We start from the raw sequence: 13,083 nt of genomic DNA, 5'->3' as shown, positions 1-13,083 counted from the left end.
TCCCCCTCCGCTTCGTAGTTGCAGACCATGACCACGACCGAAACCATTGCCGCACCCACCCGCAGCCAGCGCCTGAAGGCGGCTACCAGCACCACCCATGATTCGCTGGACAAACGCATCATGTCCGAGGACATCTTTGCCAGCCGCGAGCGCTTCGCCAAGTTCGTGCGGGTGCAATACCGTTTCCACCGCGACATCCAGGCGCTGTACGCAACGCCGCTGCTGCGCGCGCTGCTGCCGGATCTGGAACAGCGCCAGCGGCTGCAGCAGATTGTTGCCGACCTCGGTGATCTGCAGCAGGACGTTCCTGCCGAAACCGCCGCGGTCATTCCCGACGATATCGAGCTGCCGCAGGCGCTGGGCTGGCTGTACGTGGCCGAAGGCTCCAACCTCGGTGGCACCATCCTGTTCAAGCTTGCAGGCAAGCTGGGCCTTGGTGCCGACTTCGGTGCCAGCCATCTAGCCGCACATCCCGATGGCGCAGCCCGCCACTGGCGCGAGTTCACCGCATCCATGGATGCCATCAACATGAGCCAAGCGCAGGAAGCGGCCGCCATTGAAGGCGCCAACGCGGCGTTCCGCACTGTGCGTGGCTACGTCGAGCAGGAATTCGCCTGATGCAGGGTGGCGCACCGGCAGACAGCATGAAGGCATCGGCGTGATCCGCTGGCTCTGGTTCTGCCTGGGCTGGCTGATGGTGGCCTTGGGCGTGATCGGTGCGTTGCTGCCGGTGATGCCGACCACCATCTTCCTGATCCTGGCGGTGTGGTGCTTCTCCAAATCCTCGCCGCGCTTTGAAGCGTGGCTGCTGCAGCATCCGCGCTACGGCCGGCCGCTGCGGCAGTGGCGCGAGCAAGGTGCGGTGAGTCGCAAGGGCAAATGTTTTGCCGCTGGCGGCATGGCGCTGGGCTATGTGCTGTTCTTCATCGGTGCGCACCCGAGCTGGAAGCTGGCGGTGCCGGTGGCTGTTTTCTTCCTGGCCAGCGCCGCCTATGTGCTGTCGCGGCCCAGCCCGCGCGAGCCGGCGGCCAGTGAGGAGCGGTCATGATGCGATCCGCCGCTGTCGATACACGGCAAGCTGCGTGTTGCCATCGCGATGCCATTTCCTACCACGTTCAACGCACCAGCCAGATCGCCAGTGCGACTTTCCTTCACGACGATCCGGAATCTTTCCATGCACGCTGATATTTCCTCAAACGCCGCCACGCAGGCACTCACGCCCTGGGCCATGTACCAGTCCGCCGACTGGGTGGTGCAGGCGGTAATGATCTGCCTTGCATTGGCGTCGCTTGCCACTTGGACGGTGTTGATCGCCAAGACCTTGGAGCTTGGCCGTATCGGTCGTGAACTTCAGGCTGCGCGCGAGGTGCTGGAGGTCAGCGGCAGTCTTGATGGCGCCGACGCGCAGCCGCTGCTGCAGCAATCGGATCTGGCACGCAGCATGCTGGGCGCGGCACGCACCGAGTTGGCGCTGTCAGTCGATGCGCAGGGACACGATGGGGTCAAGGAGCGTCTCGGCTCGCGGCTTGAGCGCATCGAGCTGGGCAACAGCCGACGCCTGCGAAGCGGCGTCGGCCTGTTGGCCAGCATCGGCGCGGTGGCACCCTTCGTCGGTCTGTTCGGCACCGTCTGGGGCATCATGAACAGCTTCGTCGGCATCGCCGCGTCCAACACCACCAATCTGGCGGTGGTTGCGCCGGGCATCGCCGAAGCACTGCTGGCCACCGCGATGGGCCTGGTCGCTGCAATCCCTGCGGTCGTCATCTACAACCATTTCAGTCGCCGCTTGCAGAGCCTGCGTGCACTGGGCGGTGACATCTCCGCCAGCGTGCAGCAGATCGTCTCGCGTGATCTGGATTGCGGCCGCGCGCTGTCGCGCGACACGCGCTGAGGGCGGGCGATGGCAATCCATACCTCCCGTGAGTCCGACGACGAAGCGCTGGACGAAGCGCACGAGATCAATGTCACCCCCTTCATCGACGTGATGCTGGTGCTGCTGATCATCTTCATGGTGGCAGCACCGCTGGCTACCGTTGATGTGCCGGTGGAACTGCCGGCCAGCAGTGCCAAGCCGCAGCCGCGCGATGCCGAGCCGCTGTTCCTCACCGTGCAGGCGGATCTGTCGCTGCGTCTGGGCGAGGCCACAGTATCGGCTGATGCGTTGGCCGCAGAACTTGAAAAGCGCACACAAGGTGATCACTCGCAGCGCATCTTCCTGCGTGCCGACCGCTCGGTCAGCTATGGCGATCTGATGGAGGCAATGAATCTGCTGCGTCGCGCCGGCTACCTGAAAGTGGCGCTGGTCGGGGTAGAGCAGTCGCCGTGACCGTCGCTACTGCATCCTCCCGCCTGCGTTGGGGTGGCAGCTTTGCGCTGGCGCTGTTGCTGCACGCCGTGGTGATTGGTGCGGCGCTGTGGTGGAGTCTGCGCACACCGCCCTTGCTGGCCGACCAGCAACCGCTGGAAGCGGTAATGGTCGATCTGGCCGAGACGCCTGAGGCTCCACCAGCCGCACCAACCGAGATCCCGCAGGGGCCGCCGCAGCAGGAGCAGCAACGCAGCGAGCCGACCCCGGCGCCACGCGTTGAGCGTGAGCCGCCGCCGCAGGAGCCCGAGGTGGTGGACGCTTACGTGCCGCCGCAGCCGCGCGAACACGTGCCTGCCTCCGACGCCCATACCGTGGACCAGACCCTGGCGCCACCAGATGTCAGCGCCAAGCCCAGCGAGCGCTATGCCGCCCGCCAGACCACGGCCGGGCAGCAGGCGCAGGCCTCGGTCAGCTGGCAAGGGCAGCTGCTGGGGCATCTGGAAAAGTACCGTCGCTATCCACGCCTGGCCGAGCGCCTGCGTCAGCAAGGCGTGGCCTATGTGCGCTTCAGCGTGGACAGGCAGGGCAGGGTCAGCAACGCCCGGATCGGTCGCAGCAGCGGTCATGACAGCCTGGATGAGGCCACGCTGGAGACAGTGGCACGGGCAACACCGGTGCCGGCACCGCCAGCGGACGTCACTGGCGACCCGGTGGAAGTGATGGTGCCGGTGGAGTTCTTCATCAATCGCAGGTAGGCGGCAGCCCCCAGACGACCTATCGACGAAGGCTGTCCCCTCTCCCGCTCAGCGGGAGAGGGGTAGGGGTGAGGGCGCTCTTCGCCGTTCTCATACACTGCAACGGTTTTCGGGCAGCGACGTTCATGGTCATCCGATGCGTTGAGCAGGCCGGGGTGCTGCATGCTCTGCGCGAACGGTTCCAGCACAGAGAAGTGCATCCGCGCCTGCTCGCAGTTAGCCTGCACCCATGGATTCCCTCATCGCAGCTTCCGCGCGTGCCCTGGCCACCGGTGACGTCCTAGCCGCGCTGAAACACGTTGCATTGCGCGACGACCCGCCCGCACTGGCCCTGCGCGGAATCGCAATGGCCCAGCTCGGCGACCTGGCGCGTGCACGCGAGCTGCTGCGACGCGCGCAGCGCAGCTTTGGCGCGCACGAAGTGCTGGCACGTGCACGCTGCGGGCTGGCCGAAGCCGAAGTGGCGCTGGCGTTGCGCGAACTTGGTGGTGCTTCCGAACCGCTGGTAGCTATCGCGACCGTGCTTGATTCGCATGGTGATACGGCAAATGCGTTGCAAGCTTGGCTGATCCTGGCGCGGCGATTGCTGCTGCTGGGAAAGTTGTACGAAGCTGCACATGCGCTGCGCTGGCTGGAGGGCCGGGGATTGCCTCCGGCACTGAGCGCGATGACCGAGCTGACAGCTGCAACACTGGCAATGCGCCAGATGCAGATCGAGCAGGCACGCTCACTGCTTGGGCGCGCCCGGATGGCGGCCGCGGAAGCCGGTATCGCCGCGTTGCAGGCGGAAGTGGAAGATGCATGCACCAAGCTGGATCAACCTGCTGCCCGGTGCGTTGGCGGGGGGGCGGATCAGTTGCTGCGTATCGATCAGGTGCAGGCGCTGTTGGAGTCTGGTGCACTGATCGTGGACGGTTGCCGGCGCGGCATCAGGGTCGGCGTCAACTGGCAATCGCTGGCAAGGCGTCCGCTGTTGTTTACGCTTGCGCAGCTACTGGCCGAGGCCTGGCCGGGCGATGTTGACCGCGACGTATTGATCACCCGTGCATTTGGCATGCCTCACTACGACGAGACGCTGCGGGCGCGGCTGCGGGTGGAGATCGGGCGCCTGCGCCGACTTATCGCAGCGTATGCGCGTATCGAGGCAACACCGACGGGCTTCCGTTTGATGCCTTGTTCTACGACCTCGGTGAAGGTGTTGATTCCGCCGATCGAAGGCGAACAAGGCGCACTGGTCGCGCTGCTTACCGATGGTGCCGCCTGGTCGACTTCGGCGTTGGGTTTGGCTTTGGGAGGCAGTCAGCGCCATGTGCAGCGGGCGTTGCTGGAGTTGGAGGCGGCAGGGCGCGTGTACTCCAACGGGCGCGGTCGAGCCCAGCGTTGGCGTTCGACGCCGCTGAGCGGATTCACGACGATCTTGTTACTCCCTGCTGCGCTGCCGATTGACTAGTGTCGCTGGCAGGCAGCCAATCGCGGACATGCCAGGAGATCGCAGCCATGAATACCCAAGCCCTGAATCCCAACGTTGCGGCGGCAAAGGTTCGCCCTGCCGAGGTGGTGCGCGAGTACGGCCCGTTTGCCGGCTCGGACACCATCAATGGCGTCAGCTTTGATGGACACAACGTATGGGCCGCCACTGGTGCGGCGTTGGTGGCCTTCGATCCGCGCGATGGCGCAACGGTGCGCAGCTTGGCTGTGCCTTGTGACGCCGGTACTGCGTTTGATGGGACCTATCTCTGGCAGATCGCCGAAGCGCGTATCGACAAGATCGATCCGCAAAGTGGTGAGGTGCTGGCATCGATTCCCGCCCCGGGCAGTGGAACCGATTCGGGCATGGCGTGGGCGGAAGGCAGCCTGTGGGTGGGTCAGTATCGGCAGCGGAAAATTCACCAGATCGATCCGGCCAACGGCAAGATCCTGCGCACGATTGAATCCGACCGCTTCGTCACCGGAGTGACCTGGGTGGATGGAGCGCTTTGGCATGCCACTGGCGAGGCAGGGCAGAGTGACATCCGCCGCCTGCAGGCCGATACCGGCGCGGTGCTTGAGCGCCTGCAGATGCCGGATGGCATCAGCGTCAGTGGGTTGGAGGCGGATGGTGGAGAGTTGTTCTATTGCGGTGGGGGTAATGATGGTCGGGTGTATGCGGTGAAGCGTTCGGGTTGAGTGGTGTTGTCATTTTTTGCGGCTGGCTGATGCGATGTCAGCTTCGCGGCTTACGCCGCTCCTACAAGTGCTGCTTTCTGTTAGACGGCTCCATGCACTTTCCGATCACCCCGCTGCCGGATACAAGAGCCCCTCTCCCGCTTGCGGGAGAGGGGTTGGGGTGAGGGCGCTTTTCGCAGTCGGCTTCTACTACAGCAACGGCACCAGCAGCAGCGCGACAATATTGATGATTTTTATGAGGGGGTTGATCGCCGGCCCCGCAGTGTCCTTGTACGGATCACCGACGGTATCGCCGGTCACAGCCGCCTTGTGCGCTTCACTGCCCTTGCCGCCGAAGTGACCATCTTCGATGTACTTCTTGGCGTTGTCCCAGGCGCCGCCGCCGGTAGTCATCGAGATCGCCACGAACAAGCCGGTCACGATGGTGCCGATCAACAAGCCACCCAGCGCCTTCGGCCCGAGCAGCAGGCCAACCACCACCGGCACAGCAACCGGCAATAGCGAAGGCACGATCATTTCCTTGATCGCCGAGCGGGTCAGCATGTCCACCGCTTTGTGGTACTGCGGCTTGGCGGTGCCCTGCATGATGCCGGGGATCTCGCGGAACTGACGGCGTACTTCTTCCACCACCGCACCGGCCGCACGGCCCACCGCTTCCATCGCCATCGCGCCGAACAGATAGGGAATCAAGCCGCCGATCAACAGGCCGATGATCACCGTATGGTCGGACAGGTCGAAGGCGAACGTTTCGCCCGGATGTGCCATCTGCAGGTTGTGGGTGTAGTCGGCAAACAGCACCAATGCCGCCAATGCCGCCGAGCCAATCGCGTAGCCCTTGGTCACCGCCTTGGTGGTGTTGCCCACCGCATCCAGTGGATCAGTGATGTTGCGGATTTCAGGCGGCAGATCAGCCATTTCGGCGATGCCGCCGGCGTTGTCGGTGATCGGTCCATAGGCATCAAGCGCGACGATCATGCCGGCCATCGACAACATCGCAGTCGCGGCGATGGCGATGCCGTACAGCCCACCAAAATGGAAGGCCGACCAGATCGCAACGCACACCGCGATCACCGGCAGCGCGGTGGATTTCATCGAAACGCCGAGGCCGGCGATGATGTTGGTTCCGTGGCCGGTGGTCGATGCCTGTGCAACGTGCTGCACCGGCTTGTACTGGGTGCCGGTGTAGTACTCGGTGATCCATACGATCAAGCCGGTCAACACCAGTCCGATCAAGGCGCAGATGTACAGGTTGGTCGCGCCGTGGCTGGAGTCCGCCATCAGCTGCGTGGTTACCGGCCAGAAGGCGATGGCGGCCAGCACGCCGGAGACGATCACGCCCTTGTACAGCGCGCCCATTATCGAGCCGCCGGCTTTCACCTTGACGAAGAACGCGCCGATGATCGAAGCGATGATCGATACTCCGCCAAGCACCAGCGGATACAGCACCGCATTGCGGCCGACTTCGGCCATCATCATGCCGCCCAGCAGCATGGTAGCGATCACCGTTACCGCATAGGTCTCGAACAGGTCGGCGGCCATGCCGGCGCAGTCGCCGACGTTGTCACCGACGTTGTCGGCGATCACCGCAGGGTTGCGCGGGTCGTCCTCGGGAATACCTGCCTCGACCTTGCCGACCAGGTCGGCACCGACGTCCGCGCCCTTGGTGAAGATGCCGCCGCCCAGTCGCGCGAAGATCGAAATCAGCGAGCTGCCGAATGCCAACCCAACCAGCGCGTGCAGGTTGTCGGCCAGGGGCAGGCCCATGCGTTGCAGGATCAAGTAATAACCGGCCACGCCAAGCAGGCCCAGCCCGACCACCAGCATGCCGGTGATCGCACCGCCGCGGAACGCCACATCCATGGCGGCGCTCATGCCGTTGCGCGCGGCCTCGGCGGTACGCACGTTGGCGCGTACCGAGACGTTCATGCCGATATAGCCGGCAGCACCGGACAACACCGCGCCGACCGCAAAACCGATCGCTGTGTACCAGCTGAGGAAGACGCCGACCAGTACGAACAACACCACGCCGACAATGGCGATGGTCAGGTACTGGCGGTTGAGGTAGGCCCGCGCGCCTTCCTGGATGGCGGCGGCGATTTCCTGCATGCGGGCATTGCCGGCAGGTTGGCGTAGGACCCATTGGGCCGAGATGATGCCGTAGACGATGGCGACAGCGGCGCAGACAAGCGAGAGCACAAGACCGTACTGTTCGAGCATGACCCCTCCAGCGTTGGTGGATGCCATACAGCTGTGGATGAAGCGGGGACACGCCGGGTAGATCGAAGCACTGGAACAGACCCGGGCCGCGTGCGGCTGTGGTACGTGTCGCTGTGTTCAAACACTCTGAGGCGGCCTGAGTATGACTGGCAGCTGTCTCGACCGCCAGCCGCCTCTTCTTGCTGTTGGGTTCAGTCGAATGCTGGCAACGTCGTGTACCTGTCCATTTGGAATCACTGCCGATGAAAGCCCTGCTATTACTTGCCGTGTCGGCCTTGTCGCCGCTGCCGTTGTTGGCGGCATCCGCCAAGCCCGAGATTGAACGGCCAGCAGCCAGCGCGCAGGCAACAGGCGCGGTGCACACCGTGCGGCAGATTCCCGAAGCCTGTACTCGCATCGAGGGCCGCTTCACCGGTAACGCCGCGCAGCCGTATGACATGCAGTTGGTGCGCACCAGTCCGCAGTGCCAGCCGCGCGCGGTGTTCCTGGATGCGGGCAAGGTCAACCCCAGCGAGGCGGCCGGCTGGAAGCTCAACGAAGTGGCGCGCATTCCCTCGGCGTCCTGCAGTTCGCAGCAGGCGGTGATCGAGGTGTGGCGCAAGCCTGCCGGGCAGCAGGTGGCCTTGGACGGGCAGGGCCAGAACCGGGTCTATCTGGGCGACGCCAAGGCGCAGGCTGCGGCTGGGCGACTGGCTGCGTTGCCGGCGTATTCGGCCAAGCTGACGATGCAGGGCACGGCCTGCCGCTGAGGCTGCTGCTGGCTCAGCGTTGTTGTGCGGATTGGGCGGTGCGGTCGTGCTGTGCCATCTGCTGACCAACGCGGTAGCCCGCTGCGGCCAGTGCGCAGACGACGAGAAAACCAAGCATCCCGATCAGTATCTTGCGGAACATGGTGCACCGCCCGTGTGGAGACCTTGGACGAAGGATGCGCCGCCCATCGGGGCGGCACACCTGTCTGAAGTCATGCCGGTGATCAGGCACCACTTGTAGAGCCGAGCCAAGCTCGGCTGGAGCTTTACCGGGAAAGCCTCTGCCGAGCATGGCTCGGCACTACATCGGATCTTCGGATCTTCAGCCTTCCCAGCTCGGGAGCTTCTTGGCTACGGCTAGGTTCTTCAAGGTCACGTACTTGGGCAGGCCATCGCGGCCATACGGCAGCGGCGCTTCACCACGAATCAGCGGCTGCAGGTAGCGACGCGCCTTCTCGGTGATACCGAAACCATCCTTGCGGATGAAGCTGGCCGGCATCTTCTTTTCGTGGTTGGCGACCTTGGACAGCGGTGCGGCCTCGATCTTCCAGCGGTACGGCACATCCGAGCTGCGCACGATCACCGGCATCACCGAGTTGTGGCCCTTCAGTGCGAACTGCACCGCCGCCTTGCCCACTGCCTGCGCCTGCTCCCAATCGGTCTTGGAGGCGATATGGCGGGCCGAGCGCTGCAGGTAGTCGGGCAGGGTCCAATGCACCTTGTAGCCGAGCTCAGCCTTGACCTTGCCGGCCAGGTAGGAGGCCACGCCGCCGAGCTGGGTGTGACCGAAAGAATCCTTGATCCCACCGGCGTCGGCGACGAACTGGCCGTCGGCGGTATGGATGCCCTCGCTGGCTACCACCACGCAGAAGCCAACCTTCTCGACCACCTGTTTGACCTTGGCCAGGAACACTGGCTCGTCATAGGCGCGCTCCGGCAACAGGATGATCTGCGGTGCGTCGTCGGCGTTCTCGCCAGCCAGGCCAGCAGCGGCAGCCAGCCAACCAGCGTGGCGGCCCATCGCTTCGTAGATGAAAACGCGGGTCGAGGTTTCCGCCATCGCCGCCACATCGAGCGCCGCCTCGCGCACCGAGATGGCGGTGTACTTGGCTGCCGAGCCAAAGCCCGGGCAGGTGTCGGTGACTGCCAGGTCGTTGTCGATGGTCTTGGGCACGCCCACGCAGGTCAGCGGGTAGCCGTACTCCTTGGCCAGCTGCGAGACCTTCAGCGCGGTGTCGGCCGAGTCATTGCCGCCGTTGTAGAGGAACCAGCGCACGTCATGCGCCTTGAAAACCTCCAGCAGGCGCTCGTATTTGGCGCGGTCCGCATCCAGTGACTTGAGCTTGTAGCGGCAGGAGCCGAATGCGCCGCCCGGCGTGTGGGCCAGCGCGGCGATGTTGGCGGCCGATTCCTTCGAGGTGTCGATCAACTCCTCGCGCAGTGCGCCGAGGATGCCGTTGCGTGCGGCCAAGACCTTGATTTTCCTGGCTCTTGCTTCGGTAATGACGGCCGAGGCAGTGGCATTGATGACGGCAGTGACGCCGCCGGACTGGGCATACAGCAAGGTGCCTTTGGACATGGGCAATACTCTCCAGAGCGGGGGACATTCCGGGACATTGGCCGGATGCGGTAAGCTGCACATATTGCGGTGCAGCGTGAATCGGCCCATGAGTCTAACGCCGCTGTCCGTCCCGTTTCCTCAAAACATATGGGAGTCAGGAATGCGATTGGTTCTGTTGGGACCGCCCGGTTCGGGCAAGGGCACACAGGCGACGAGCCTGAAGGAACATCTGCAGGTTCCGCACATTTCCACCGGTGACCTGCTGCGCGCCGAAGTGGCTGCCGGCACCGAGCTGGGCAAGCAGGCCAAGGCGGTGATGGATGCCGGCAACCTGGTGTCCGACGATATCCTGCTGGGCATGCTGGAATCGCGCCTGTCGCAGGCCGATACCGCCAAGGGCTTCATCCTCGACGGTTACCCGCGCAACGTGGCCCAGGCCAACGCGCTGGGCGAACTGCTGGCCAAGCTGAACCAGCCGCTGGACGCCATCGTGCAGTTGGAAGTGCCGACCGAACTGCTGGTTGAGCGCATCGCTGGCCGCGCGCAGGAGCAGGGCCGTGCCGATGACAACCCGGAATCGGTGCGTCAGCGTCTGCAGGTCTACAACGATTCCACCGCACCGGTGATCGACTTCTACGCCGCCAAGGGCACCCTGACGCGTGTGGACGGCGTTGGCGCGCTGGACGAAGTGCTGACCCGCATCCTGGCGGCGATCAAGCGCTGATGATGCAGGGCGCCGGCGGGTAACTGCCGCGCCCATCTGCGTGTTCGCTGCGGCGGCCACGCATACAGAAACGCCCGGGTCCATGAGCTGGATCCGGGCGTTTCGTTTGTAAAAAAAGCCAGCTAAGGGCGTGCTCACGGCCCCATCAGCATGAGCTCCCTGGGGATGGCCTCTTGGGGAGTAGGACCTGAGGGATACTGAGGCTGGCGTCACGTATTTTCATTGTGAATGTCGCGTGACGGTATCGGGGAATCCCCTACAGCGGGTTGGGGATACAGCTCAGGTTGCATCTGGATACCCCTAATCCGGCGCATCGGCGACAATCTAGGGATGAGCAAGATCCATATTCTCGGCATTGCCGGTACTTTCATGGGCGGCGTGGCCGCTCTGGCCCGCGAACTCGGTCATCAGGTCGAAGGCAGCGATCAGGCGGTCTATCCGCCCATGTCCACCCAGCTGGAAACGCTGGGGATCAGCCTGTCGCAGGGCTATCTGCCGGGCAATATCAGTCCCGACTGCGACGAGGTAGTGGTTGGCAACGCGCTCTCGCGCGGCAACCCGGCGGTGGAGGCGGTGCTGGATTCGGGCCGTCGCTACACCTCGGGCGCGCAGTGGCTGTCCGAACAGGTGTTGCCGGGCCGCGACACGCTGGCGGTTGCGGGCACCCATGGCAAGACCACTACGACCACTATCCTGTCCTTCCTGCTGCAGGCGGCCGGGCGCGAGCCGGGTTTCCTCATTGGCGGCGTTGCGGAGGATTTCGGGGTGTCTGCGCGGTTGGGAACAGGGCGCGAGTTTGTCGTGGAGGCTGACGAATACGACACAGCCTTTTTCGACAAACGCAGCAAGTTCGTCCACTACCGTCCGCTGGTCGCCATCCTCAACAATCTGGAATTTGATCACGCCGACATCTTCCCGGATGTGGCCGCGATCCAGCGCCAGTTCCATCACCTGGTGCGCACCGTGCCCGGTCGCGGTCGCCTGATCGTCAATGGCGAGGACAAGTACCTGGCCGAAGTGCTGGCGATGGGCTGCTGGACGCCGGTGGAGCGCTTTGGTTTTGAGCCGTCGCTGGAATGGAGCGCGCGCCTGATCAATCAGGATGGCAGCGCCTTTGCCGTCCTGCATCGTGGTGCCGAAGTGGCAACCGTGGAATGGTCGCTGCTGGGCCGGCACAACGTGCTCAACGGTCTGGCTGCGTTGGCCGCCGCACATGCGGTGGGTGTCGACGTCGCCAGCGTGGCGCCGGCCTTGGCTGGCTTCCACAGCGTCAAACGGCGCATGGAAGTGATCGGACAAGCGCAGGGCGTAACCATCTACGACGATTTTGCCCATCACCCAACCGCCATCCACACCACGCTGGAAGGTCTGCGCGCCAAGGTTGGTGATGCACGCATCGTGGTGGCGATGGAGCCGCGCAGTAATTCGATGCGCTTGGGTGCACATTCGGACGCATTGGCGCCGTCCTTGGCCCTCGCCGATGCAGTGGTGTTCCTCGCGCGACCGGAGCTGCCGTGGGACGCGGCCAAAGTGATCGACGCAGTGCGCGGCGATGCGCAGGCGGTCAGCGATACCGATGCGTTGCTGGCCAAGCTTGGCGATGTCGCGCGCGCTGGCGACCACGTGGTGTTCATGTCCAACGGTGGTTTCGACGGCGCGCCGCGGCGTTTCCTGGTGCAACTGCAAGGCGTTTGATCCTGCGGTTTTCAGGCCGGGTTGCATGCAACCCGGCGCTGCATTGATTGCGTTGGCGCGCGATGAATTGTCGTCGTGGTGTGGTGGAGTACCATCCGGCTTGTCTGCCGAACACCTGTCATTACACCGATCATGCAATTGCTCAGTCTTGCCCTGTTTCCCCTGCACGCGGTGTTGCTGCCCGGTGCGATGTTGAACCTGCGCGTATTCGAGCCGCGCTATCTGGACCTGGTGCGCGAATGTGGGCGTACCGGCAGCACCTTTGGCGTCTGTCTGATTCTTGATGGCGAGGAAGTCGGTGCGCCGGCAATCCCTGCCGCATGGGGCGTTGAAGCGGTGGTCGAGGATTTCGACGTAGGCCCGGATGGCGTGCTCGTGCTGCGCCTGCGCGGTGCGCGGCGTTTCCACGCAACCGCGACTCATGTGCGCGACAACGGTCTGGTGATGGCCGATGTCGAGTGGTGCGAGCGCGACAGCGACGACGAGCTGCAGCCCGAGCACAGCTTGCTCGGCACCTTGCTGGAAAACATCATCGAGCAGATAGGCGGCGAGTACGCAGCTGCCGGTCCAGCGCAATTGGATCAGGCAGCGTGGGTGGGTTGGCGCTTGGCCGAACTATTGCCGTTGCACGAAACCCAGCGCTTGCAGCTGCTGCAGGAAAGCGACCCGCGGCGGCGCCTGGATCGATTGCTGGAGTGGATCCCGGAGCTGGACGTGCCGATCGAGGAAGATCTGTAATTCGGTGGTAGGAGCGGCGTCAGCCGCGAAGCTGGCAATGTTTCCAGGCGAGCGGAGACCGCAGCCTGACGATGTATCGGCTTCGCGGCTTACGCCGCTCCCACAGCGCTGGCCAGCAATGCCTTGGTAGTGCCGAGCCATGCTCGGCAGAGGCCTTACCGGTAATGCTC

At 64.2% G+C, this 13,083-nt stretch carries 15 protein-coding genes; 12 read left to right on the top strand and 3 right to left on the bottom strand.

The annotated features are described in order from the left end of the window. Positions 1 to 27: 27 nt before the first annotated feature. The 8 genes from ACVOLZ_RS12025 to ACVOLZ_RS11990 all read left to right on the top strand — a co-directional run bounded on the left by ACVOLZ_RS12025 (position 28) and on the right by ACVOLZ_RS11990 (position 5,229). Positions 28 to 618, top strand: coding sequence for a biliverdin-producing heme oxygenase (locus ACVOLZ_RS12025; RefSeq protein ID WP_481516346.1), 591 nt, complete (start codon positions 28 to 30; stop codon positions 616 to 618). A gap of 43 nt (positions 619 to 661) precedes the next feature. Then, a complete protein-coding gene (locus tag ACVOLZ_RS12020) occupies positions 662 to 1,048 on the top strand; it encodes a YbaN family protein (RefSeq protein WP_481516380.1) in 387 nt (128 codons plus the stop codon). Beyond that, positions 1,048 to 1,185: a hypothetical protein gene (locus ACVOLZ_RS12015; RefSeq protein ID WP_481516345.1), complete on the top strand. Its 138-nt coding sequence runs from the start codon at positions 1,048 to 1,050 to the stop codon at positions 1,183 to 1,185. Before ACVOLZ_RS12020 ends, ACVOLZ_RS12015 begins: the two co-directional genes overlap by 1 nt. Then, positions 1,175 to 1,891, top strand: a complete 717-nt coding sequence (gene exbB, locus ACVOLZ_RS12010; RefSeq protein WP_481516344.1) for a tonB-system energizer ExbB — start codon at positions 1,175 to 1,177, stop codon at positions 1,889 to 1,891. The genes ACVOLZ_RS12015 and exbB overlap by 11 nt, the downstream gene beginning before the upstream one ends. A gap of 9 nt (positions 1,892 to 1,900) precedes the next feature. Next, positions 1,901 to 2,326, top strand: coding sequence for a TonB system transport protein ExbD (exbD, locus tag ACVOLZ_RS12005; RefSeq protein WP_481516343.1), 426 nt, complete (start codon positions 1,901 to 1,903; stop codon positions 2,324 to 2,326). Continuing rightward, positions 2,323 to 3,063 (top strand): energy transducer TonB, encoded by a 741-nt coding sequence (locus tag ACVOLZ_RS12000; protein WP_481516342.1) that lies wholly within the window; start codon positions 2,323 to 2,325, stop codon positions 3,061 to 3,063. The genes exbD and ACVOLZ_RS12000 overlap by 4 nt, the downstream gene beginning before the upstream one ends. A gap of 229 nt (positions 3,064 to 3,292) precedes the next feature. Further along, the gene (locus ACVOLZ_RS11995; protein WP_481516341.1) at positions 3,293 to 4,513 is read left to right on the top strand and encodes a helix-turn-helix domain-containing protein; all 1,221 of its coding nucleotides are present in this window, start codon (positions 3,293 to 3,295) and stop codon (positions 4,511 to 4,513) included. A 47-nt stretch (positions 4,514 to 4,560) separates the two neighbouring features. Next, on the top strand, positions 4,561 to 5,229 hold the full coding sequence (locus ACVOLZ_RS11990; protein WP_481516340.1) for a glutaminyl-peptide cyclotransferase: 669 nt from the start codon (positions 4,561 to 4,563) through the stop codon (positions 5,227 to 5,229). A 189-nt stretch (positions 5,230 to 5,418) separates the two neighbouring features. Here the strand turns inward: ACVOLZ_RS11990 and ACVOLZ_RS11985 are convergent, their stop codons facing one another. Continuing rightward, a complete protein-coding gene (locus ACVOLZ_RS11985; protein WP_481516339.1) occupies positions 5,419 to 7,446 on the bottom strand; it encodes a sodium-translocating pyrophosphatase in 2,028 nt (675 codons plus the stop codon). Between the two features lie 242 nt (positions 7,447 to 7,688). Here ACVOLZ_RS11985 and ACVOLZ_RS11980 point away from each other — a divergent pair, with 242 nt between their 5' ends. After that, on the top strand, positions 7,689 to 8,195 hold the full coding sequence (locus ACVOLZ_RS11980) for a hypothetical protein (RefSeq protein ID WP_481516338.1): 507 nt from the start codon (positions 7,689 to 7,691) through the stop codon (positions 8,193 to 8,195). Between the two features lie 13 nt (positions 8,196 to 8,208). Here the strand turns inward: ACVOLZ_RS11980 and ACVOLZ_RS11975 are convergent, their stop codons facing one another. Together ACVOLZ_RS11975 and ACVOLZ_RS11970 are read right to left on the bottom strand one after the other, a co-directional pair. After that, positions 8,209 to 8,337: a hypothetical protein gene (locus ACVOLZ_RS11975; protein WP_481516337.1), complete on the bottom strand. Its 129-nt coding sequence runs from the start codon at positions 8,335 to 8,337 to the stop codon at positions 8,209 to 8,211. A gap of 180 nt (positions 8,338 to 8,517) precedes the next feature. After that, entirely contained in the window at positions 8,518 to 9,774 is a 1,257-nt protein-coding gene (locus ACVOLZ_RS11970) for a 6-phosphofructokinase (protein WP_481516336.1), read from the bottom strand. A 142-nt stretch (positions 9,775 to 9,916) separates the two neighbouring features. On the opposite strand from ACVOLZ_RS11970, the gene ACVOLZ_RS11965 reads away from it, so the two are divergent. The 3 genes from ACVOLZ_RS11965 to ACVOLZ_RS11955 all read left to right on the top strand — a co-directional run bounded on the left by ACVOLZ_RS11965 (position 9,917) and on the right by ACVOLZ_RS11955 (position 12,913). Next, positions 9,917 to 10,480 (top strand): adenylate kinase, encoded by a 564-nt coding sequence (locus ACVOLZ_RS11965; protein ID WP_481516335.1) that lies wholly within the window; start codon positions 9,917 to 9,919, stop codon positions 10,478 to 10,480. A gap of 330 nt (positions 10,481 to 10,810) precedes the next feature. Then, the gene (gene mpl / locus ACVOLZ_RS11960) at positions 10,811 to 12,175 is read left to right on the top strand and encodes a UDP-N-acetylmuramate:L-alanyl-gamma-D-glutamyl-meso-diaminopimelate ligase (RefSeq protein WP_481516334.1); all 1,365 of its coding nucleotides are present in this window, start codon (positions 10,811 to 10,813) and stop codon (positions 12,173 to 12,175) included. Positions 12,176 to 12,307: 132 nt separating this feature from the next. Then, positions 12,308 to 12,913: an LON peptidase substrate-binding domain-containing protein gene (locus ACVOLZ_RS11955; RefSeq protein ID WP_481516333.1), complete on the top strand. Its 606-nt coding sequence runs from the start codon at positions 12,308 to 12,310 to the stop codon at positions 12,911 to 12,913. The last annotated feature ends 170 nt before the right edge of the window (positions 12,914 to 13,083 follow it).

This window comes from Stenotrophomonas sp. STEN020 (genome assembly GCF_056760195.1).
This window is presented reverse-complemented; position numbering and strand designations above follow the sequence as displayed.

Excerpts from the sequence above, each read along its gene's own strand:
- ACVOLZ_RS11985 (WP_481516339.1), bottom strand. The coding sequence starts at position 7,446 with ATGCTCGAACAGTACGGTCTTGTGCTCTCGCTTGTCTGCGCCGCTGTC.
- ACVOLZ_RS12025 (WP_481516346.1), top strand. The coding sequence starts at position 28 with ATGACCACGACCGAAACCATTGCCGCACCCACCCGCAGCCAGCGCCTG.
- exbB (WP_481516344.1), top strand. The coding sequence starts at position 1,175 with ATGCACGCTGATATTTCCTCAAACGCCGCCACGCAGGCACTCACGCCC.
- ACVOLZ_RS11970 (WP_481516336.1), bottom strand. The coding sequence starts at position 9,774 with ATGTCCAAAGGCACCTTGCTGTATGCCCAGTCCGGCGGCGTCACTGCC.
- ACVOLZ_RS11955 (WP_481516333.1), top strand. The coding sequence starts at position 12,308 with ATGCAATTGCTCAGTCTTGCCCTGTTTCCCCTGCACGCGGTGTTGCTG.
- exbD (WP_481516343.1), top strand. The coding sequence starts at position 1,901 with ATGGCAATCCATACCTCCCGTGAGTCCGACGACGAAGCGCTGGACGAA.
- ACVOLZ_RS12015 (WP_481516345.1), top strand. The coding sequence starts at position 1,048 with ATGCGATCCGCCGCTGTCGATACACGGCAAGCTGCGTGTTGCCATCGC.
- ACVOLZ_RS11980 (WP_481516338.1), top strand. The coding sequence starts at position 7,689 with ATGAAAGCCCTGCTATTACTTGCCGTGTCGGCCTTGTCGCCGCTGCCG.
- ACVOLZ_RS11965 (WP_481516335.1), top strand. The coding sequence starts at position 9,917 with ATGCGATTGGTTCTGTTGGGACCGCCCGGTTCGGGCAAGGGCACACAG.
- ACVOLZ_RS11990 (WP_481516340.1), top strand. The coding sequence starts at position 4,561 with ATGAATACCCAAGCCCTGAATCCCAACGTTGCGGCGGCAAAGGTTCGC.
- ACVOLZ_RS11995 (WP_481516341.1), top strand. The coding sequence starts at position 3,293 with ATGGATTCCCTCATCGCAGCTTCCGCGCGTGCCCTGGCCACCGGTGAC.
- ACVOLZ_RS11975 (WP_481516337.1), bottom strand. The coding sequence starts at position 8,337 with ATGTTCCGCAAGATACTGATCGGGATGCTTGGTTTTCTCGTCGTCTGC.
- mpl (WP_481516334.1), top strand. The coding sequence starts at position 10,811 with ATGAGCAAGATCCATATTCTCGGCATTGCCGGTACTTTCATGGGCGGC.